Source organism: Maricaulis sp., from assembly GCF_034670125.1.
Lineage (GTDB): Bacteria > Pseudomonadota > Alphaproteobacteria > Caulobacterales > Maricaulaceae > Maricaulis.
This window is the reverse complement of the sequence record NZ_JAXMOC010000002.1, coordinates 504790-525083: the sequence shown is the minus strand read 5'-3', so window position 1 is coordinate 525083 and position 20294 is coordinate 504790. Positions and strand designations below refer to the sequence as shown.

Annotated in this window: 23 protein-coding genes; 16 read left to right on the top strand and 7 right to left on the bottom strand. The window is 63.9% G+C overall.

Annotated features, from left to right (window positions below; translation table 11 throughout):
* The first annotated feature begins 57 nt into the window (after positions 1 to 57).
* The 10 genes from VOI18_RS05810 to VOI18_RS05765 all read left to right on the top strand — a co-directional run bounded on the left by VOI18_RS05810 (position 58) and on the right by VOI18_RS05765 (position 9583).
* On the top strand, positions 58 to 1665 hold the full coding sequence (locus VOI18_RS05810; protein WP_323761462.1) for a carboxyl transferase domain-containing protein: 1608 nt from the start codon (positions 58 to 60) through the stop codon (positions 1663 to 1665).
* A gap of 59 nt (positions 1666 to 1724) precedes the next feature.
* Positions 1725 to 2381, top strand: a complete 657-nt coding sequence (locus VOI18_RS05805) for a heme-binding protein (protein WP_323761461.1) — start codon at positions 1725 to 1727, stop codon at positions 2379 to 2381.
* 110 nt (positions 2382 to 2491) lie between these two features.
* A complete protein-coding gene (locus tag VOI18_RS05800) occupies positions 2492 to 2812 on the top strand; it encodes a hypothetical protein (RefSeq protein ID WP_323761460.1) in 321 nt (106 codons plus the stop codon).
* 121 nt (positions 2813 to 2933) lie between these two features.
* The gene (locus tag VOI18_RS05795) at positions 2934 to 3329 is read left to right on the top strand and encodes a hypothetical protein (protein ID WP_323761459.1); all 396 of its coding nucleotides are present in this window, start codon (positions 2934 to 2936) and stop codon (positions 3327 to 3329) included.
* Positions 3330 to 3536: 207 nt separating this feature from the next.
* Complete coding sequence (locus VOI18_RS05790) at positions 3537 to 4331, top strand: enoyl-CoA hydratase-related protein (protein WP_323761458.1); 795 nt, start codon at positions 3537 to 3539, stop codon at positions 4329 to 4331.
* A gap of 72 nt (positions 4332 to 4403) precedes the next feature.
* Entirely contained in the window at positions 4404 to 5201 is a 798-nt protein-coding gene (locus tag VOI18_RS05785) for a DUF817 domain-containing protein (protein ID WP_323761457.1), read from the top strand.
* A 31-nt stretch (positions 5202 to 5232) separates the two neighbouring features.
* On the top strand, positions 5233 to 7236 hold the full coding sequence (locus VOI18_RS05780) for an acetyl/propionyl/methylcrotonyl-CoA carboxylase subunit alpha (protein ID WP_323761456.1): 2004 nt from the start codon (positions 5233 to 5235) through the stop codon (positions 7234 to 7236).
* Positions 7237 to 7306: 70 nt separating this feature from the next.
* The gene (locus VOI18_RS05775; protein WP_323761455.1) at positions 7307 to 8260 is read left to right on the top strand and encodes a hypothetical protein; all 954 of its coding nucleotides are present in this window, start codon (positions 7307 to 7309) and stop codon (positions 8258 to 8260) included.
* Positions 8261 to 8387: 127 nt separating this feature from the next.
* A complete protein-coding gene (locus VOI18_RS05770; protein WP_323761454.1) occupies positions 8388 to 9113 on the top strand; it encodes a hypothetical protein in 726 nt (241 codons plus the stop codon).
* Between the two features lie 38 nt (positions 9114 to 9151).
* The gene (locus VOI18_RS05765) at positions 9152 to 9583 is read left to right on the top strand and encodes a DUF1489 domain-containing protein (protein ID WP_323761453.1); all 432 of its coding nucleotides are present in this window, start codon (positions 9152 to 9154) and stop codon (positions 9581 to 9583) included.
* Positions 9584 to 9875: 292 nt separating this feature from the next.
* Here the strand turns inward: VOI18_RS05765 and VOI18_RS05760 are convergent, their stop codons facing one another.
* A complete protein-coding gene (locus tag VOI18_RS05760) occupies positions 9876 to 10646 on the bottom strand; it encodes a glutaminyl-peptide cyclotransferase (RefSeq protein ID WP_323761452.1) in 771 nt (256 codons plus the stop codon).
* A gap of 53 nt (positions 10647 to 10699) precedes the next feature.
* Entirely contained in the window at positions 10700 to 11566 is an 867-nt protein-coding gene (gene panC / locus VOI18_RS05755) for a pantoate--beta-alanine ligase (protein WP_323761451.1), read from the bottom strand.
* An 85-nt stretch (positions 11567 to 11651) separates the two neighbouring features.
* Here panC and VOI18_RS05750 point away from each other — a divergent pair, with 85 nt between their 5' ends.
* The 4 genes from VOI18_RS05750 to VOI18_RS05735 all read left to right on the top strand — a co-directional run bounded on the left by VOI18_RS05750 (position 11652) and on the right by VOI18_RS05735 (position 13963).
* The gene (locus VOI18_RS05750; protein WP_323761450.1) at positions 11652 to 12272 is read left to right on the top strand and encodes an SPOR domain-containing protein; all 621 of its coding nucleotides are present in this window, start codon (positions 11652 to 11654) and stop codon (positions 12270 to 12272) included.
* A 57-nt stretch (positions 12273 to 12329) separates the two neighbouring features.
* Positions 12330 to 13217 (top strand): division plane positioning ATPase MipZ, encoded by an 888-nt coding sequence (locus VOI18_RS05745; protein ID WP_323761449.1) that lies wholly within the window; start codon positions 12330 to 12332, stop codon positions 13215 to 13217.
* Positions 13218 to 13251: 34 nt separating this feature from the next.
* Positions 13252 to 13680, top strand: coding sequence for a J domain-containing protein (locus tag VOI18_RS05740; RefSeq protein WP_323761448.1), 429 nt, complete (start codon positions 13252 to 13254; stop codon positions 13678 to 13680).
* Between the two features lie 61 nt (positions 13681 to 13741).
* The gene (locus VOI18_RS05735) at positions 13742 to 13963 is read left to right on the top strand and encodes a hypothetical protein (RefSeq protein WP_323761447.1); all 222 of its coding nucleotides are present in this window, start codon (positions 13742 to 13744) and stop codon (positions 13961 to 13963) included.
* Here the strand turns inward: VOI18_RS05735 and dprA are convergent.
* From dprA to VOI18_RS05715, 4 genes are read right to left on the bottom strand one after another with little or no spacing between them, the layout of a single operon-like run.
* Positions 13942 to 15069 (bottom strand): DNA-processing protein DprA, encoded by a 1128-nt coding sequence (gene dprA / locus VOI18_RS05730; RefSeq protein ID WP_323761446.1) that lies wholly within the window; start codon positions 15067 to 15069, stop codon positions 13942 to 13944. The genes VOI18_RS05735 and dprA overlap by 22 nt on opposite strands.
* Positions 15070 to 15101: 32 nt before the next feature.
* Positions 15102 to 15749, bottom strand: a complete 648-nt coding sequence (plsY, locus tag VOI18_RS05725; RefSeq protein WP_323761445.1) for a glycerol-3-phosphate 1-O-acyltransferase PlsY — start codon at positions 15747 to 15749, stop codon at positions 15102 to 15104.
* Between the two features lie 12 nt (positions 15750 to 15761).
* Positions 15762 to 17039 carry a dihydroorotase gene (locus tag VOI18_RS05720; protein WP_323761444.1) on the bottom strand — a complete coding sequence of 426 codons (1278 nt, stop codon included), beginning with the start codon at positions 17037 to 17039 and terminating at the stop codon, positions 15762 to 15764.
* The gene (locus tag VOI18_RS05715) at positions 17036 to 17998 is read right to left on the bottom strand and encodes an aspartate carbamoyltransferase catalytic subunit (protein WP_323761443.1); all 963 of its coding nucleotides are present in this window, start codon (positions 17996 to 17998) and stop codon (positions 17036 to 17038) included. The genes VOI18_RS05720 and VOI18_RS05715 overlap by 4 nt, the downstream gene beginning before the upstream one ends.
* Positions 17999 to 18140: 142 nt before the next feature.
* On the opposite strand from VOI18_RS05715, the gene VOI18_RS05710 reads away from it, so the two are divergent.
* Together VOI18_RS05710 and VOI18_RS05705 are read left to right on the top strand one after the other, a co-directional pair.
* A complete protein-coding gene (locus VOI18_RS05710) occupies positions 18141 to 18653 on the top strand; it encodes a GNAT family N-acetyltransferase (RefSeq protein ID WP_323761442.1) in 513 nt (170 codons plus the stop codon).
* Positions 18654 to 18656: 3 nt separating this feature from the next.
* Complete coding sequence (locus VOI18_RS05705) at positions 18657 to 19658, top strand: MBL fold metallo-hydrolase (protein ID WP_323761441.1); 1002 nt, start codon at positions 18657 to 18659, stop codon at positions 19656 to 19658.
* Here VOI18_RS05705 and VOI18_RS05700 read toward each other — a convergent pair.
* Positions 19615 to 20271, bottom strand: coding sequence for a hypothetical protein (locus VOI18_RS05700; protein ID WP_323761440.1), 657 nt, complete (start codon positions 20269 to 20271; stop codon positions 19615 to 19617). The genes VOI18_RS05705 and VOI18_RS05700 overlap by 44 nt on opposite strands.
* Positions 20272 to 20294 lie beyond the last annotated feature (23 nt).

Sequence of the window (20294 nt, the reverse complement as noted above, 5' to 3'; positions counted from 1 at the left end):
CCTTCACCGCCATGCGCGGGTTAATCACCCAGAACGATTGCTGCTTTCGGGGCCTCCATGACCAAGATCGTTTCCGCGCTCGACACCTCATCCGCGACCTTCCGTGAAAACGCCGCCGCGATGGATGCACTGGTGGACGACCTGCAGCTGCGAACCGCCGCGGCCGCGGTGGGCGGATCCGAGCGGTCCCGTGAAAAACACCTGTCCCGCGGCAAGCTTCTGCCCCGCGACCGCGTTGAGCGCCTGCTCGATCCCGGTTCGCCCTTCCTCGAGATCGGGGCCCTGGCGGCCAATGGCATGTATGAGGGCAATGTCCACGGCGCCGGCATGATCGCCGGTATCGGACGGGTGTCCGGCCGCGAAGTGATGGTGGTCTGCAATGACCCGACCATCAAGGGCGGCGCCTACTATCCAATGACGGTGAAGAAGCATCTGCGGGCCCAGGAAATCGCCATGCAGAACCGCCTGCCTTGCGTCTATCTGGTCGATAGCGGCGGCGCCAACCTGCCGCACCAGGCGGAAGTTTTTCCGGATCGCGACCATTTTGGCCGCATCTTCTACAATCAGGCCAACATGTCGGCCGAGGGCATTCCCCAGGTCGCGGTGGTGATGGGGTCGTGCACGGCGGGCGGGGCCTATGTCCCGGCGATGTCCGACGAGACCGTGATTGTGCGCAAGCAGGGCACGATTTTCCTGGCCGGGCCGCCGCTGGTGAAGGCCGCGACGGGTGAAGTGATTTCGGCCGAGGATCTGGGCGGCGCCGACGTCCATGCGCGCACCTCCGGGGTCGCCGATCATTACGCCGCCAATGACGAACACGCCCTGTACACGGCGCGCCGCATCGTTGGCACCCTCAATACGGTCAAGCAGACCGATCTCGACATCACCGAGCCGCGCGAGCCGGCCCATGACCCGGCCGAGCTGGGCGGGGTGATCCCGGCCGACATCCGCGCGCCCTATGATGTCCGCGAAGTCATTGCCCGACTGGTTGACGGGTCCGAGTTTGACGAGTTCAAGAAGCTCTATGGCGAGACGCTGGTGACCGGTTTTGCCCGGCTTTACGGCATGCCGGTCGGCATCATCGCCAATAACGGCATCCTGTTTTCCGAAAGTGCCCAGAAGGGCGCCCATTTCATCCAGCTCTGCGCCCAGCGCGGGATTCCGCTGGTCTTCCTGCAAAATATCACCGGCTTCATGGTCGGCTCGAAATACGAGGCGGGCGGTATCGCCAAGGACGGCGCCAAGCTGGTCACTGCCGTTTCAACCTATCGCGGGCCGAAATTCACGGTGATCATTGGCGGTTCCTATGGTGCCGGCAATTACGGCATGTGTGGCCGTGCCTATTCCCCGCGCTTCCTGTTCATGTGGCCCAATGCCCGCATCTCCGTCATGGGCGGCGAACAGGCCGCGGCCGTACTGGCCACAGTCAAGCGTGACGGCATGGAAGCGCGCGGCGAGGACTGGTCGCTGGAAGACGAGGCGGCCTTCAAGGCACCGGTGCGCGAGGCCTACGAGGCCGAGGGCAATCCCTATTTCTCGACCGCCCGCATGTGGGATGACGGCATCATCGCGCCGGAAGACACACGTCGGGTTTTGGGTCTGTCACTTTCGGCGGCTCTGAACGCGCCAATCGAGAAATCCAAGTTCGGTATTTTCAGGATGTAGGGACGGGACAGATCCGGACCGGGTGGGCTGACGTAGGAGTCTCTACAAGGAGACACACCATGGACATCCGTTCGCTACTCATTCCCGTTACCATCGGCCTGTTCGCCGCCCTGCCGGCTCCGGCCGATGCCGCCGACGAGCCGCCACACGCGGTCGTGTTTCGCGACGGGGCGATCGAGTTTCGCGATTATGCGCCGCAGATTTCAGCCACGGTTGAAGTGGATGGCTCCATGGCCCGGGCCGGAAACTCCGGCTTCCGGCCGCTCGCCGGATATATTTTCGGCGGCAACACCGCTCGCGATGGCGACGGGGCGGAAGAGATTGCGATGACCACGCCGGTCACCCAGGCGCGATCCCAGGAAATCGCCATGACCACGCCGGTCACCCAGTCGGGCAGTGGCGATGGTGTTTGGCAGGTGTCCTTCATCATGCCCACGCGCTGGACCATGGACACTCTGCCCATCCCGGATGATCCGCGTGTCGCCCTTGTGGAGGTCCCGGCTCGGCGGCTTGCTGTGATTCGCTTTTCCGGAGGGGCCTCTGATGCCCGCTTCGCGGCAAAGGCCGAGGAACTCTCGGCTTACCTGTCCGACACGGGTCAGGTCATGATCGGGGCGCCGATCTATGCGCGGTATGACCCACCCTGGGTGCCAACCCCGTTCCGTCGCAATGAAGTGATGATCGAGATCCAGGACGAGCAGGCAGTGGCGCCATAAGACCTAAGCTGTGGCACCGTAAAACTCATCTACCGCCCGGGGTGACAAAGGGTTAATTCCGGTTAATGCTCCTGGCATCAACCCGCGTTTTCTTGCGGGGAGGGGTGCGTATGCCGGAGTTTATGGAACAGGGGCTGAGCCTTGCCCGTGAGGGTTTTGCCGAGGTCAATGCGGTGCTGGGATTGCTGCTCGCAGTCCTGTCGGCGCTCATCCTGTCCAAGTGGTCGCGACTGTTGTTCGTGGCCGCGGGCGCCGTCATCGCACATATCATCCTGGAGCGTCTGGCGCCGGTGATTGCAGAGGTCGGGGGCTTTCACCTGCCACCACTTCTGGAAGCACATTTCTGGCGCGAGGCCGGAGTACTTTTTGTTGGCTATCTCGTGGTGATCGGAATTCTTTTCGCGATCAAACGGGTTGTCATGAAAAGCTGATAAAACTCGCCTCTCAGGAGAACCCGCTTTCCAAGACAAATTTTTCACTAGAACGTTAACGCTGCGCACTCGTCTTGGGGTAAGGTGAGCGCGGCGTTTGTAGGCGGAAGGGGACCGCGTAATGGAATTTCTCGATCAGATCATGGGCTATATCCAGCCCGCTATTGATTTCTTCATGCCGGGCCTGGTGGCCCATGCCGGCGACGGTGTCGCGGCAGTGAACTGGATGCCATTGGGAATTCAGCTGGGCGTGATCGCGCTCGTGCTGGCGCTCCTGATGCGCGAATTCGGCGCAATCCTGATTTTCACCGTTGTCGGTGTGATCATCCACGTCATTGTTGATGTGGTCATGCCGATGGTGCGCGGTGGCGGTGCCGGGGACTTCGATATTGCGGCCTTCGGCCAGCAATTCACCCAGACACCCTATCTTCTCTATCTCGGCGCGCTGGCGATCGGCTATTTTCTGGCGATCATCATCCTGTCGATGGTCAAGGGCCTGGTTTTCCGCGGCGATTGATCGTCACGGCTGCACTGGCGCCGTAGGGGCGGCGCCGGGCTGGGGGCATGAACGGGCTGTCGGGAAACCGGCGGCCCGTTTGTCTTTGTGCGCTGCCGGCGGCGTATCGCGACAACGCGGATATGTGGCCCAGCGGCTTGTTGCCGACGCGTCGGGGGACTAAGCCTAGGGGATTGATTTCATGTGCCCGCTGGTTTGGAGACCGCCATGTCCGACGCCCCCGTCCTGCTCGATGTCAGCCCGGCCGGTGTGGCCGTTGTCACGCTGAACCGCCCCGACAAGCACAACGCCTTCAACGCCGAGGTCATAAGCCAGCTGTCGGATGTGTTCGAAACGCTGCGCGCCAATGGCGACGAGGTCCGGATCGTCTTCCTGCGCGGCAATGGCGGCAGTTTTTCCGCCGGCGCCGATCTCGACTGGATGAAGGCGGCGGCGCACTACACCGAAGCCGACAATGAAGAAGACGCGATGGCGCTCGCGACCATGCTCAAGCGTCTTTATGACCTGCCACAGATGACGGTCGCACTGGTCCAGGGCGCGGCCATGGGCGGCGGAGCCGGGCTGCTGGCGGCCTGCGATGTCGGCATCGTCATGAAAGACGCCAAGGTCCGTTTTTCCGAAGTCCGTCTCGGCCTCACGCCGGCGACGATTTCCCCCTTCGTCATCCGGGCCATCGGGCCGCGCTGGGCGCGGGCGCTGTTTGCCTCCGGCGAAGGCTTTGACGGCAATTTCGCCTACCAGATCGGCCTCGCCCAATATGTAGTCGAAAATGAGGACGAGATGGCGCTGATGGAAGAACATCTCGCCAAGCTGGCCTTCTCCGCCGCGCCGGGCGCGGTCGCGGACGCGAAAGCGCTCGTCGATGACGTCACCGGCCGCGAAATTGATCACGCCTTGGCCGTGCACACTGCCAAGGCGATCGCCAAACGCCGGGCCTCCGAAGAGGGCAAGGAAGGCCTGAGCGCCTTCCTGGAACGCCGCAAGCCGGTCTGGGCGGAGTAGGGAGCCCTGCTGCCAACCTGCAACCCCCGCGCCGTCCTGCACGCCCGCCGGGCTGCCCTGCGGGCCTGGCTGGTGCGCGGGCCCTGGACATTGGGACTGTTCGAGTTCGCCAGTTTCGGCGTCAAACAGGCCTGGGCCTGCCTGTTCGGCGGGTTGATGCTGGCCATGCTGGTCGCGACTTTTCTCTGGTACCCGAGCGATGCGGCGCTGGCTCGCTATGATGCGATCACGATCTTCGCGATCCTGATCCAGCTGGCATTGCTCGTGACCCGGCTGGAAACGCTGGAAGAGGCCAAGGTCATCGCCATCTTCCATGTGGTCGGAACGGTCATGGAAATCTTCAAGACCCAGGCCGGCAGCTGGGTCTATCCGGAGGAAAGCCTGTTGCGCATTGCGGGTGTGCCGCTCTTTTCGGGTTTCATGTATGCGGCGGTTGGGTCCTACATCGCGCGGGTCTGGCGCATTTTCGAGTTCAGGTTCGACTGCTTCCCGGCGCTGTGGATGCAAATTGCGCTCGCGACAGCGGTTTATCTCAATTTTTTCACCCATCACTACGGGCCGGATTTCCGGTTGCTCCTGTTCATTGCGACCGCCGCCATTTATGGACGGTGCGTGGTGTGGTTCCGACCCGACGAAGCCCATCGCCCGATGCCGCTGGTGATCGGCTTCCTGCTGGTCGCGCTGTTCATCTGGTTTGCCGAAAATCTTGGGACCTTCGCCCGCGCCTGGTCCTATCCAGGCCAGGAGGCGGACTGGCACATGGTGTCGCTGGCCAAGCTGGGCTCATGGTATCTTCTGATGATCATCAGTTTCGTGCTGGTCGCCGCTGTGCAATACCGGCGCAAAGACCCGACGCGGGACACTATCTGATTTTGGACCACAACACGGGGATGACCGGATCATGATCAACACCCTTTTGATCGCCAATCGCGGCGAGATTGCCCGCCGTGTGATGCGGACCGCCAAGCGGATGGGGATCCGCACCGTGGCTGTTTATTCAGAGGCCGACGCCGACGCGCCGCATGTGCGCGAGGCCGACGAATCGATCCTGCTCGGGCCAGCGCCGGCCGCGGAAAGTTATCTGCTGGGCGACAAGATCATCGAGGCGGCCATCGTCACCGGTGCCGATGCAATCCATCCCGGCTATGGGTTCCTGTCGGAGAATGCCGCTTTTGCGGACGCCTGCGCTGACAACAATATCATCTTCGTCGGCCCGTCTGCCGATGCGATCCGGGCCATGGGCCTGAAGGACCGCGCCAAGGCCTTGATGGAAGACGCCGGCGTGCCCGTCACGCCGGGCTATCACGGAGAGAACCAGGATCCGGACCACCTCGCCGCAGAGGCTGGCCGGATCGGTTATCCGGTGCTGATCAAGGCCGTCGCCGGCGGTGGCGGCAAGGGCATGCGCAAGGTCGAGGCGGCCGCCGATTTCGCGGCAGCGCTGGACAGCTGCAAGCGCGAGAGCTCGAAGAGCTTTGGCGATGACCGTGTCCTGATCGAGAAATTCATCACCAATCCGCGCCATATCGAGGTCCAGGTCTTTGGCGACAGCCGCGGCCGGGTGATCCATCTTTATGAACGTGATTGCTCGCTGCAGCGCCGTCACCAGAAGGTGATCGAGGAAGCGCCGGCTCCGGGCATGACACCGAATGTCCGCCAGGCCATGTGTTCGGCGGCGATCAATGCCGCCAAGGCGGTCAATTATGTCGGCGCCGGTACGGTCGAGTTCATCGTCGACGGTTCGGGTGAGCTGTCCGAGGACGGCTTCTTCTTCATGGAGATGAATACCCGGCTGCAGGTCGAGCATCCGGTGACCGAAATGGTCACCGGCCTCGATCTCGTCGAGTTGCAGCTGAACGTCGCTGCCGGTGGCTCTGTGCCTGAACAGGACGCAATCCGACTGAATGGCCATGCCATGGAAGCGCGCCTTTATGCCGAGGACCCGGTCGCAGGATTCCTGCCATCGACGGGCCCGCTGGAGCGTCTCGAGTTTCCAGCTGCGGGGGCCGGGCGACGGGTGGATACAGGGGTTGAAGAGGGTGGCGAGGTGTCGCTGCATTATGACCCGATGATTGCCAAGCTGATCGCCCATGGGGAAACCCGTGGCGATGCGGCGCGCAGTCTTGCCGCGATGATTGACGAACTCGTGGTCTACCCGGTGCGCACCAATGCCGCCTTCCTTCGCTGTGCGACCCTGCACGAGGAATTCCTGGCGGCGCGCCTGTCGACGGGATTCATCGAGGCCAATCTCGAGGCACTCATTCCGCCGGTCGTGCGCCCGGTGGACAGTGCCTTTGCCCTGTTGGGTGCGCTCGATCTGCGGCCGATCCTCGGGGGTGGGCTTGATCCATTCGAGGCTGCCGATGGCTGGCGTCTGAATACGCGGCCCCGGATCGAACACCGTTTCGAGGTGGCAGATGAGGTTGTCACGGTTTCGCTGACAAAGGCCGGGCGAAGCCTTGCGGTCCGCGTGGGAGATGAGATTTCCGAGATCAAGAACCTCGCCATCGAGGATAGCGGCCAAGGCTATGCCTTCACGGTACGGGCCGATAATGAGGACGTGCGGGCCGTTTGTGAACCGGTTGAAAATGGTGTCCTGGTTGCCTGTCAGGGGCGGACCACGGTCTATGTCTTCGAAAATCCCGAAGCCGCAGCCGACGCTCTGGAAGCCGGTGACGTGATCAAGGCGCCGATGCCGGGCAAGGTGCTGGCCGTCAACGTGAAGCCCGGTGACAGCGTCAAGAAGGGCCAGGCCTTGGTGGTGCTGGAAGCCATGAAAATGGAACATGCCTTGGCGGCGCCACGTGACGGGGTGATCGGCGAGCTGAGCGTCGAAGTAGGTGGTCAGGTCGGCGAAGGCGACGTGCTGGTAGCGCTTGAGGCGCTGGAAGACGTGGCGGCCTGACCACTCTCCCCACACGCGAAACCGGCACGCGTTTTGCTCCTCCCCGGGTGACATCACGGGAGATGGATCAATGCGTGACACCTATATGGATCAGTTCGGGTCGACATGGTCGGATGACGGCAAGCGGAAATTTCGCCGCGAACCCATTACGGTGCGCCACAATTACCATGAACATCACGCTTTTTCCGACGTCGCCTTGGCCGCACTGATCGAACGCCACCCGCGTGAGATGATCGATTTTTGCACGATGGGCGACGACGCCACCGATCATGACAGCTGGCGGGCCGGGGATCCGGGCGCGTTGAGCGGGCTGGAGCTGATCGAGGCGGTCCGCAAGGGCAAGCTGTGGATCAATCTGCGTCATGCCATGGACCGGGACCCCGAATACCGTCCGATCTACGAGGCCATGTTGGCCGACATGAAAAAGGCGGACCCGTCATTCCGTCCGCTGGTGGCGGAAGCCGGCATCCTGATCTCTTCGCCATCGGCGCAGGTTTTCCTGCATTCCGACGTCTCCGAGACCATGCTGTGGCACATGCGGGGCGTGAAGCGTTTCCGCACCTATCCGGCCACGCGGCCCTATCTCAATACCGATGATGTCGAGGCGGTCCTGCATCACGACAAGACCGAGGACATTCCCTTCGATCCGGCATGGGACAAGGACGCCTTCACCGTCGATCTTCACCCCGGCATGGCCGCCAACTGGCCGCTGCACGGTCCACACCGGATCGAAAACCAGTCGGGTGTGAATGTGTCGGTCCCGTTCGAGATTTCGACCCCGCAATCTCGCCTGAAAAACGCGATCCTGTTCGCCAACGGGATTCTGCGCCGGCAATTCGGATATGCGCCAAAGGAGACGCGGACCGACGGCCCGGGAGCCCTGTTGAAGCAGCTGCTGAGCTTTGCCTACAAGTTGAAGGTCCGCATTTTCCCGGAACCGGCCCGGCCGATGCCGAAATCGGAACGGACCTTTGATATCGACCCCGATGCGCCGGACGGATTTACCGACCGCCAGGCCGCCTGACGGCGCATTTGCCTCCTTCCAAGACGTGACAATACAGTCAGGCGAGGGGTTTGCGGTCCCCTCGCTTGAACGTTTGTGGCAAGGGTTGGCGCCTGTGCAAGCAATTGAGCTGGTTGGATCTGAAATCATGAAACCTGTTTTTGCGCTGATGGTCATCTTCGGCTGGCTCGCAGCATCGTCCGTACAGGCGCTCCAGTCTGACGACCCGGTTCATCCGATACTCGGCCCGGTCCTGTCCCGCGGCGATATTGAGACCGAGGAAAGCGAGTGGCGCTATGTTGTCACCCTGACCAATGAGGATGGCGTCATGGTCGGGCGTTTCGACGGTACCCAGCCAGACGACGAACGATGGCAGCTGGTGTCGCCTGCTCGGGACCAACTTTCCGACACCCAATTGCGCATGTGGTCAGGACTGCAGCGGCGTGACGACGTGGACGAGGGACCCTATTCCGGCCTGTTTTTCTCCGCGGATGACAGCGATATTGCGCCCGGGTCGCTCGCGCTGGACGAAGAGTCTTCCGACCCGCTTGTTTTCCGGTTCCAACCCCGCATGGACGACGAAGATCCGGCGATCGTTGAAAACCTGCGCGGGGCGCTGACCATCTTGCGAGAACCGGGCACGGTGATTCAGGTTCGTATTTGGGCACCGGACAGTTTCAAGCCGCACATGGCGGTCCGGGTGAACACGTTCGAATTCGTCGAGGAGTTCACAGTGTTTGACGGAATTCCGGCGCCGGTCAGGACCCGCCTCACGCAACAGGTCAGTGGCCGAGCCGCCTTCCAGGTTTTCGAACAGAATTTTGAAATGACCTTTACCGAGATCGAATACCTTGGCGCCGCGCCGGTCCTTTGACCTCATAGCGGAGTCGGCCTAACTGCAAGGCCATGGTCATGCATATCGTCAAGCTCTGCGTCGGCGTCGCCTCGGTGGACGAATTGGAAGCGCACCGGGATCGCGAGATGGCGGCTCGGCGCGCGGCCGGCGAGCCGGAAGTGGCCATGCATGTGACCCGCATGTCGCCGGCCCGCAAGGACGAGGTGGAGGCCGGTGGATCGCTCTACTGGGTCATGTCCGGGGCGATCCAGTGCCGCTCCGAGATCATTGCCCTGGAGCCTGTCACCGGCACTGACGGGATCAAGCGCTGTGCGATCATCATGTCACCCGAGATCATCCGCACATCCGCCGCGCCGCGGCGTCCGTTTCAGGGCTGGCGCTATCTGAAGCCGGAGGATGCGCCGCGTGATCTGTCGGGCGGCGGCGAGGGCGGGGATGACATGCCCGGCGAGCTGCGCGCGAAACTGCTTGAGCTTGGTGCCTGGTAACAGCCTGAACCGGTGGCCTCAGCGCAAGGCACCGGACCATCGCAAGTGTAGCGTCACCAACAGGACGGATAGTCCGATGGCGATGACGAGCCTTTCGACCGGGCTGTCATAGGCTGGATTGTCGGTCATCCGGATCGGAAAGCCGATGTCGTCGGCCCTTAAAGCCGTTGGCCCATACAGTCCAGTTCGAGCACGAGTCGCCATGCCATCGCGGCCCCGAAGACCGGTTTGATCGATCCTGAGTTTGGTGCGTGCGGTTGCGGCCTAGTCGGACTTTCACGTCGTCCGGTCGTCAATTGGCCTGATCCGGCAAGCGGATTTCATACAGGACCGGCCAGAGTTTGCCCGTAACGTAAATCTGCCCGGTCCGGGCATTCCAGGCGATGCCGTTGGCGACCGCATCCCGGCGTCCGGCCACCTCGGGCGGCACAAGCGCCGAAAGGTCGATCATCGCGTCCACCACGCCGGTCTCCGGATCGATGCGGACGATCGACCGGGTCTCCCAGATGTTCGCCCAGATCATGCCGTCGATCCATTCCAGCTCGTTAAGCCGCCGGATCGGGCGTCCGTTGAGTGTGACATTCACCGTATGGCTCAACGTCATCGTTTGCGGATCGAGATAGCGAAGCTCCGGAGTTCCGTCGGACAGGATCAGGTGGGTTCCGTCATGGGTCAGCCCCCAGCCTTCGCCTGGATAGGTGAAGCTGTCGATCTGTTCGAACGTGTCCGCATCGAACACGAAACCGCGCTCGGACACCCAGCTGAGCATGTAAATCTCGTCGCCGATGCGAGCTGAGCCTTCCCCGAATACCGGCGGGGCGATGGCGACGCTCTGTTCCACCCGTCCGGTCTCCAGGTCGACCCGGCGCAAGCTGGACTGGCCGACCCGTCCGGTACTCTCGAACAGCTCGCCCTCGTGGATGAACAGGCCCTGGGTGAAGGCGTTGGCATCGTGCGGATACCGGGCGACGATTTCAGGCCGGATGATGTCCGGCGCTTGCGCGCAGGCTGCCAGGGGCAGGCCGATCCAGAACGCGAGAAGGGTCAGGGTGCGGGCAATCATGAAACGGGCTCTCCCGGTGGGCCTTGATGGCGAGCTTAACCGGAAAACCGGCATCAGGCAGGTGGATTCGCGGCCATGTTATCGATCAGGCGAGTTGAACCCAGCCTGACTGCCGCCAAGACCCGGGCGGGCCGGTCGATCGGACCGTCGTCCAGCTCCGCCAGCGTCGCGGCGCAGCGGGCCTCGACATAGTCGACGCCATCAAACGCGGCCCGGGCGGACGCCTGGGCGGTCGCCGTTGCCTCGGCCCGTCCGGCCCCCGACCCCAACGCCGCTGCAAAGGCCTTGAGAATGACATTGAGCTGGCTGGCCCGGGCACGTTGATCAGCGTCTAGGTAGGCATTGCGCGAAGACAGGGCCAGGCCATCCTTCGCCCGACCGGTTTCACCGGCGAGCACGTTGATCGGGAAATCGAGGTCTTTCACCAATTGGCGTATCACCAGTAATTGCTGGTAATCCTTCTCGCCGAAGAAGGCCATGTCCGGGCGGACCTGGTTGAACAACTTGGTGACAACCGTGGCGACACCGTCAAAGAAATGCGGGCGGACCGCCGCCTCCAGTCCCAGCGCCGGACCTGTCAGGGTCACGCCGGCACTGTAACCGTCCGGGTACATCGCCTCGGATGTTGGCAGGTAGATCAGATCACACCTGGCGTCGGTCAGTTTCTCCGCGTCATCGATCAGCGTGCGTGGATAGGCGTCCAGATCCTCGCCTGCCGCAAACTGTTTCGGATTGACGAAGATGCTGGCGACCACCCGGTCGCACTGGGCCTTGGCCAGGCGGACCAGCGAGATATGCCCCTCATGCAGCGCGCCCATGGTCGGCACGAAGCCAACGGTCAGCCGGTCGTCGCGCCAGCTTCGGACCCGTGTCCGGAGAGCGGAGACCGTGGTGGCATGCGGGATTTGCTGCGTAATCATGAGAGGGTCCACACAACGGGTCGCTTGGGGATAATCATAAGCGATGATACAGGCAATTGATGCGATGCCGTCTACAGACAATGACATGAAACGACTGACTGTTTTTATGACCGCGCTGGCCGTTGCCGGTTGCGCCACAACGACCACGGCCTCGCCCGGGGCGGACGGGGCAACTGTGGCCACCGTGGCCCCGACGCGCAATGCCCGGCTGGCGGATGCCATCGCTCGGGAACTGGCGCATCTGGCACGCTTCGATCCGGACGCGGTTGATGCGGTGTCGCCCGAATTGCAGGCCCTGGCCAATGCCGTCATGGCCCTCAATTCGCCGGGAGAGGCCGTCGAGTTGCCGCTGGCCCCGGGACCGGTCCCCTCTGACCTGCCACCGCCGCCCGAAGGCATGACCGAGGCACCCAGTCTCTATCACGGCGTCCATCTTGCCTCCTATCGACGGCTGGAGACGGCGCAACGAGGCTGGGACGAGCTGGTGCTTGCACATGGCGATTTGCTCGCCGGGCTGGAGGCGAGGGTCAGCGAAGCGGACATTTCCGGGCAGGGGACTTATTTGCGGCTGAAGGCCGGGCCTTTCGATTCGGCCGCTGCCGCACGCGCTGTCTGCCAGCACCTGATGGCGAACGGCGACTACTGTGCCGTGGTTGACTTCACCGGGCGGCGCATGGCGGATAGGGCTGCGATCACGGACGAATAGAATCGTCATGGGCCTGCCGGCACGCGGCGGCCCGACCGTGGTCCGGATTGGGACGAGATGACTAGTCAGACCGGTTTTCGCTTGCCTGCCAGACCCTTGGGTCGCGTTCGTGACGGCGTCCAGGCCGCCCATGTCATTGTCGTCGGCAATGAGAAGGGTGGCGCGGGCAAATCCACGGTTGCCATGCATCTCGCGGTCGCCCTTCTGCGCATGGGCAAGACGGTTGGCGCCATCGACCTCGACCTGCGCCAACGCAGCTTCGGTCGGTACCTTTCCAATCGGCAGCGCTGGTGCGAACGTCACCGCGTTTCCCTGCCACGCCCGGAGGAGATCGTCCTGGCGCCCAGCGCCCAGCGCGATCTGGACCTGGTGGAAGAGGAGGAGACCGAGCGCTTTTCCGAAGCCCTGACCAGGCTGAAGACCAGTTGCGAGTTCATCATCATCGACGCGCCAGGCGCGGACACCCTCTACTCACGCCTTGCGCACTCCAGCGCCGACACGGTCATCACGCCGGTCAATGACAGCTTTGTCGATTTTGATCTGCTCGCCGAGATCGACCCGGAAAGCTATGAGGTCGGCAAGCCGAGCGTTTACTCCGAGATGCTGTGGGAATGCCGCAAGCGCAAAGCCCAGCTTGAAAAACGGTCGATCGACTGGGTCGTGATGCGCAACCGGATCTCGATGCTGGATGCCCGCAACAAGCGACGCGTCGGCGACGGCCTCAAAATGCTGTCGCAACGGATTGGCTTCCGGCTGGCGCCAGGATTTGCCGAGCGGGTCATCTATCGCGAGCTCTTCCCGCTGGGGCTGACCCTGCTGGATCTGACCGAGAGCGGCTCGACGGTGACCTTCACGATGAGCCATGTCGCGGCCCGGCAGGAGCTGCGCGATCTGTTGATCATCCTCAAATTGCCCGGTCTCCAGGGCGAAACCATCCCGTTCTGACATGGTCCCGTTTGTCCTCGGATTTCTGGCTCTGATGGTCCTGTTGGGGGCGGCGTGGTGGTTTTCCCGACAGAAGACCGCCAAGGCCGCGCGCATGGTCCGGATCATCCTGGGCGGCGGCGCCTTGTTGGCGGGCGTGCTTATCAGCCTGCGCGGCGGCGTTATCCTGGGCGGTCCGATCGGCCTGTTCGGGCTGGGCATGTTGGGGGATGTCCTGCGACCTGGCCGGGCCGGGCGACAGGGCCGGACCACCGGGTCGGCGCCTTCTGCCAGCAACGCCATGAGCCTCGCCGAGGCGCGAGAGATTCTGGGCGTGGATGCAGACGTGGATGAGGACGGAATCCGCGCCGCCCACCGCCGTTTGATGAAGAAACTTCATCCCGATACCGGCGAGGGATCGGCGGCGTTGGCGCGTCAGGTGCAGGAAGCCCGCGACCTTCTGCTGGCGCACCTGTCTGGATAATTACTCAAGGTTGTATTTACCCGGTTTGTAATTTACCGTCGCTTCGACCAGGGAGGGCGGTATGCGTCGCAAGATAAGGCCCGGGCATGACCTGTTCGGGCATCCCTTGCCCGGCTTCATGCCGTTGACCGAGGAATCCGACCGGTTGTCGCGCGAACTCCGCCGTCTGAGTGAAGATGCCTTTCAGCATGGTTATGGCCAGAGCGCCTGCCTGATCGAACTGGCCGCCAATTATATCGAGATGGAGTCGCAGCGACTCAATCAGCTCTGGCGGCGCCGCTGAACCAGGCCGTCGGGCAGGGTCGAGACCTCCCCGCTCATTTCCATTTCCAACAACATTGCCTGCACCTCACCGACCGGCAGGTCGGCAGCGCGGGCCAGCTCATCCCCTGAGACCGGAGCTGGCGACAGCAGGGCCCGCAGGCGGTCCAGCGGCGTCCTGGCCGTCGGCTCGGACCGGCTTTCATGGTGCGACGGGTCGGATTCATCGTCCGGGAAGAGGTCCGCGAGGCGCTCCGCTGGCAGGTCTTCGAGGCCGCCAACAGGAGGCTCAGGCCGGCGGGCTTTCGACAGGATGTCCAGCACATCATCGACCGACTCGATCAGATGGGCGCCGTCGCGCAGGAGCTGGTTGGAGCCGCGGGCGCGCGGGTCAAGCGGCGAGCCGGGAACCGCCATCACCTCGCGGCCTTGTTCGGCGGCATAGCGCGCGGTGATGAGAGAGCCCGAGCGAAGCGCGGCTTCGACCACCAGCGTGCCCAGCGCCAGCCCTGAGATCAGGCGGTTGCGGCGTGGGAAGTCCCGGGCCGTCGGGGTCTGGCCCAGCGGTATTTCGGACAGCAGGAGACCCTGCTCGCCCAGCCGGGCGTGCAAGTCGGCATGTTCGGGCGGATAAATGTGGTCAATGCCGCCGGCGAGTACGGCGATGGTGCCGGTCTCGATCGCGCCTGAATGGGCGGCACCATCTATGCCGCGAGCGAGGCCGGAGACCACTGCCACGCCTTCGCGCCCCAACCCGTTTGCCAGTTCACGGGCAAATCTCAGCCCGACCGCAGACGCGTTGCGCGCGCCGACCATGGCACAGCCGGGGCGTTCGAGCAGGGACGGGTCGCCGCGCACAATGAGGACGGGCGGCGGTCCCGGTATGGCGGCGAGCAGATCCGGATAGTCCGGATCGAGGCCGGTGATCAGACGGGCGCCGAACCGGTCGATCTGCTCCATCTCGGCCTCGGCCGTATCTCGGGACGGGATGGTGATCTCCCGACGCCCGGCCGACCGGGCCCGGGCGGGCAAATCATCAATGGCGTCAGCGGCGTTGCCGTAATGGGCGATGGCCCGGGCGAAGCCGATCGCGCCCAGCCCTCTTGTCCGCGCGAGGCGCAACCACATCACCCTTTCGGTGTGGCTGGGCCCCGGCTGCGTCATGTCGCCGGTGTGTCGGGGTCGTCCCCGTCGCTGTCATGGGCTTCCGTTTCGGTCTTCTTGCCGCCGATACGGGGCTCTTCGCCCTTGAGCAGACGACCGATATTGGCGCGGTGCAGCCAGTAGATCAGGAGCGTCAGCACCCCCGCCATGATCGCCACATCAGGCCGCCCCCAGGCGAGGGCGGCAAACGGTGCGGCGAGGGCTGCAGCCAACGCGGCGAGCGAGGAGATGCGGAAAATCGCAGCCATGATCAGCCAGGTCGCGATGACCGTCAGGCCGACCGGCCAGAACACCACCAGCATGGTGCCGACAAAGGTCGCCACACCCTTGCCGCCCTTGAAGCCGAGCCAGACCGGAAAACAATGGCCGGCAAAGGCAAAGGCGCCGGCGACAAGCCCCGCCTGCGTGCCCAACGTGTATCCAAACACCGCCGCGGCGATACCGGCCTTGCCGGCATCGAGAATGAGGGTGAGGGCGGCGAGGTCCTTGCGGCCGGTGCGAAGAACATTGGTGGCGCCGATATTACCGGACCCGATGGCGCGGATATCGCCCAGACCGGCCAAGCGCGTCAGCACCAGTCCGAAGGGGATGGAGCCGAAGAGGTAGCCACCGGCGGCGGCGAGCGCGATCAGAAGACTGGTCATGTCAATTTGCACCTAAGGGTTGTATAATGTGTCTCCGGCGACGATGGTTTGCAAGACCCGTCCCTGGAAACGGCGGCCGGCCCAGGCCGAATTGCCGCGCGCCGAGGCAAATCCATCCGGCTGGCAGACCCAGGGCTTGTCACCGTCAATGAGAATGAGATCGGCCGGGGCACCGACCGAAATCCGCCCCTGCGGCAGGCCGAGCAGGTCGGCCGGGCCACAGGTCATGACGCGCAAGGCGTCGATCAGCTCGAGTTCACCATCGTGCACCAGGCCCAGCATCGCGCCCAGCATGGTCTCGAGGCTCAGCGTCCCGGCCATCGCCAGGGCGAACGGGTCGGCCTTGTCGTCGAACGGGGTGGGGCGATGATCGGAGACAACCGCATCGATTTCGCGCGCGACCACAGCGTCGACCAGCGCCAGCCGGTCCGCTTCGCCGCGCAGCGGCGGGTCCATGCGGAAGGCACTGTCGAGGGCGCCGGCATCCACTTCGTTGAGGGTCAGGTGGGCAACCGCGACCGTGGCCGCGATCTCGAGGTCGCGGCTGCGGACATGGCGCAGGGCATCGAGCCCGGCGGCGGTCGAGAGGCGATCGATCATCAACTTGCCGCCGGACAGTTCGGCCAGCGCCGCGTCGCGCTCGATGGCGATCCGTTCGGACACCGTCGGTTCCGACGGCAGTCCCATGCGGGCCGACCAGTCGCTTTCCATGACCACGCTGCCGGTCGACAGGTCCGGGTCGGCCGGCCGGCAGGCCAGCCAGATGTCAAACTGGCTGGTATAGGAGAGGAGGCGGCGCATCAGGCGCGTATCGGCAATCGGGCGATCCCCCTGGCCGGCATAGACAGCGCCGCCACGCACCATCAGGCCGATCTCGGCCATTTGCTCGCCGGCCAGGCCCTGGGTCGCGCCACAGGCGGACAGTATGCGCACGCCACGCTGGGCCAGGCCGCGCGACATGCCGGCAAAGCCGTCCGCCTTGTCCAGTGGTGAGCGGGCGTTGGGCGCCAGCACGATGGTCCCGAAACCGCCGCTCATGGCGGCCGCGCACAGCGTATCAATTGTTTCCCCATCGGGGGTGAGCGCCGGTTCCTTGGCGCAGCGAAGGTCGATCAGGGCGGGAGCGAGGATGCGGCCCTTGGCATCGATGACCTCGTCAGCGGCATCAAGGTCCAGCTCATTGCCCATCTGGGCGATCACGCCATCCTCGATCAGTACGCCGCCGGGGCCGTCATGACCGGAGGCCGGATCGACAAGGCGGGCATTGGTGATGGCCAGGCTGGTACTCATGCCAAGGCCTCCTTGCGGATATTGGCGCCGATCAGTTCAAGGATCGCCATGCGCACGGCGACACCGCTTTCCACCTGCTCCAGGATCACGCTGCGCTCGGGATCATCGGCCAGCTTGGTATGGATCTCGACACCGCGATTCATCGGTCCGGGATGCATGACCAGCACGTCCGGCGAGGCGGCTTCGAGGCGCTCATGGGTCAGACCGAACAGGTGGAAGAACTCCCGTTCCGACGGCACGAAACCGCCCGACATGCGCTCACGCTGCTGACGCAATGCCATGACCGCGTCACAGCCTTTCAGGGCCTCGTCGAGATCGTGGAAGACGTCGCAGCCCCACTGGTCGACATCGGAGGGCAGCAGGGTCGGCGGCGCACACAGGCGGATCTCGGCGCCGAGAATGTTGAGCAGGCCGATATTCGAGCGGGCCACGCGCGAGTGCAGGATATCGCCGACAATCAGGATGCGGCGGCCACCGACCGATCCCCAATGCTGCGACAGGGTAAAGCTGTCGAGCAGGGCCTGGGTCGGGTGTTCGTGCATGCCGTCGCCGGCATTGACCACGGACAGGCCGGTATGGTCGGCGAGAAACTGCGGCGCCCCGGTCGCCGAATGCCGCACGACCATGATGTCGGGCTTCATGGCCGCGAGTGTCCGCGCCGTGTCGGACAGGCTCTCGCCCTTGGAGGCGGATGAGTGGGCCACCGCGAAATTGACGACATCGGCGCCCAGTCGCTTGCCGGCCATCTCGAACGAGCCTTGCGTTCGCGTTGACGCCTCGAAGAAGAGGTTGAGCACGGTCAGGCCGCGCAGCACGTCAGAGCGCTTGTCCGGCGTCCGGTTGGTCGCCAGGTGATGCGCGGCGCGCTCGAAAATGATCTGGATATCAACGGGGTTGAGATCGGCCACCGATAGAAGGTGACGGTGGGGGAAGTCGTAGGAAAATTCCGCGCGGCTCATCCCGTCTCCTGGGTCGCCAAGGGCACACAGATACGTCGTGCGGCGGTATAGGGGGTGTTGAGGGCGGGAGCAAGGGAGGGTGTTGACCTGCGGTGGAGCTTGCGGCCTGCTGGGCGAAACCCCGCTCGCAATCGGAACTACCATGACCACACTCCGCCCCATGACACCCGCCGACGCGCCTGACGTCCTCGCCATCTATGCCGAGGGCATTGCCACCGGTCATGCGACCTTCGAGAGCGCCGCGCCGGACTGGGTCCATTTCGACGACAGCAAGCTCGCCGCGCCCCGGCTGGTCTCGGCAGATGGTGCCGGGCTGGTCACCGGCTGGGCCGCACTCAGCCCGGTCTCCTCGCGCTGTGTCTATGGCGGTGTCGGCGAGGTGTCGGTTTATGTCGCGGAATTCGCGCGCGGGCAGGGGCTCGGGCGGACGCTGCTGCAGGCCTTGATTGACGGCTCCGAGGCCGAAGGCCTGTGGACGCTGACGGCTGGTATCTTCGCCGAGAACGCCTCCTCCATCCGCTTGCACGAGCAATGCGGCTTCGAGCGTCTCGGCGTGCGTCGCGGCCTCGGCAAGATGAGCCACGGCCCCATGGCCGGTCAGTGGCGCGATGTGGTGCAGATGGAGCGGCGCAGCACGGTGGTGGGGGTGGATTAGCGCTTGACCTGGCCGCCCGGCTTTCGTCTCGTTCACCGCATGAAGACTCACATTCTGGCACTTGGCGCCCTGACCCTGACCGCCGCACCTGCGCCGGCGCAGTCCGAAGCCGTCATTGAATCCTGTTCCGTCGAGCTCATCGTCCTTGGCGTCGGCCAGGATGGCGGCGCGCCGCAGCTGGGCAACAGCGCGGATCTCGCCTGGGAAGATCCGTCGCTGCGCCGCCTGGCGACCTCGATCGCAGTCGTCGATCGGACGGCGGGGGCGCGCTATCTCTTCGAGGCGACGCCGGACATTCGCGAGCAACTCTATCGCCTCGACCAGGCCATGCCGACGACCGCGCCTCCCGGACTGGATGCTATCTTCCTCACGCATGGCCATATCGGCCATTATACGGGCCTGATGTTTCTCGGGCATGAGAGCATGGGCGCGCGGGACGTGCCGGTCTACGCCATGCCCTCCATGTCGGCCTTTCTCTTCTCCAACGGTCCCTGGGACCAGCTGGTCCGCTATGACAATATCGAGCTGGAGGCCCTTCATGCTGGCCAGCCGGTCGAGCTGGGTGATGTCCGGGTGACGGCCTTCGAGGTGCCGCATCGTCAGGAATATACCGAGGTCGTCGGCTATCACATTGCCGGACCGACGCGCTCGGCAATCTTCCTGCCGGACATCGACAGCTGGGAAGAATGGGAAACCTGGGACGATGGCCTGGCCATGCGGATCGAGGATCTCATTGCGACGGTTGATGTCGCCTATGTGGACGCCACCTTCTACGCCAATGGCGAAATCCCGGGCCGCGACATGTCAGGCTTCCCGCATCCCTTCATTGCCCATTCGATGGAGCGTTTCGCTGACCTGGCCGAGAGCGAGCGGGCCAAGGTCCGCTTCATCCATTTCAACCACACCAATCCGGTGCGCTATCCCGATGCGCCGGAGCGGGACGTGGTGACAGAAGCCGGGTTCAACCTCGCCGATGAGGGCGAGCGGGTCTGTCTGGCCGACTGAGCACCGCTATCCAGATGAAGCCGCTGCCGACAATGAAGTGCCCGACCGCTTCGGCGTAGGGGAATGCGCCGTGCTGGGTCATCACAAAGGCCCAGCCGCCAAGGATCAGCGCGCCGGCGATACGCGGCAGCCATCCGGTGATCAGGATCGGCAGCGCTATGATGAACATGCCGAGCGGGAACAGCATCGGACCGATCATCGCAAAGGTCATCTGCAGGGGCTGCGACGCCAACAGCGCATCCCTTGCCAATAGCGCGGCTTCCGGCTCGAGACCGGTTGCCAGGGCACCATAGACCAGATCCAGGGTGAAGTTGCCGACCAGGCCAAGTGTACCGATCATCATGGGGACAGGCAGAAGGCGTGCCGTCACGGGCCGGTGACCTGAAAGCTCTCGTGCTATGCCAATCGCCGCAAACAGGTACAGGACTGCCGCTGCGAGCATCAACAAGTGCCCCGCCAACCAGGCGTTCGGCTCAGCCGCGAGTGAGGCGAGGAAGGCGCCAGGCCCGCTCAGGCCCTCCAGCGCCGTCATTTGTGGCTGCATGATCGCGAGGCCGGCCGCAAAGGTCGGTCCGGCGAAGAACATGGGAATGCGGGTCAGGTAAGCGGTCACGATTTGTCCTTTCAATCCCGGGT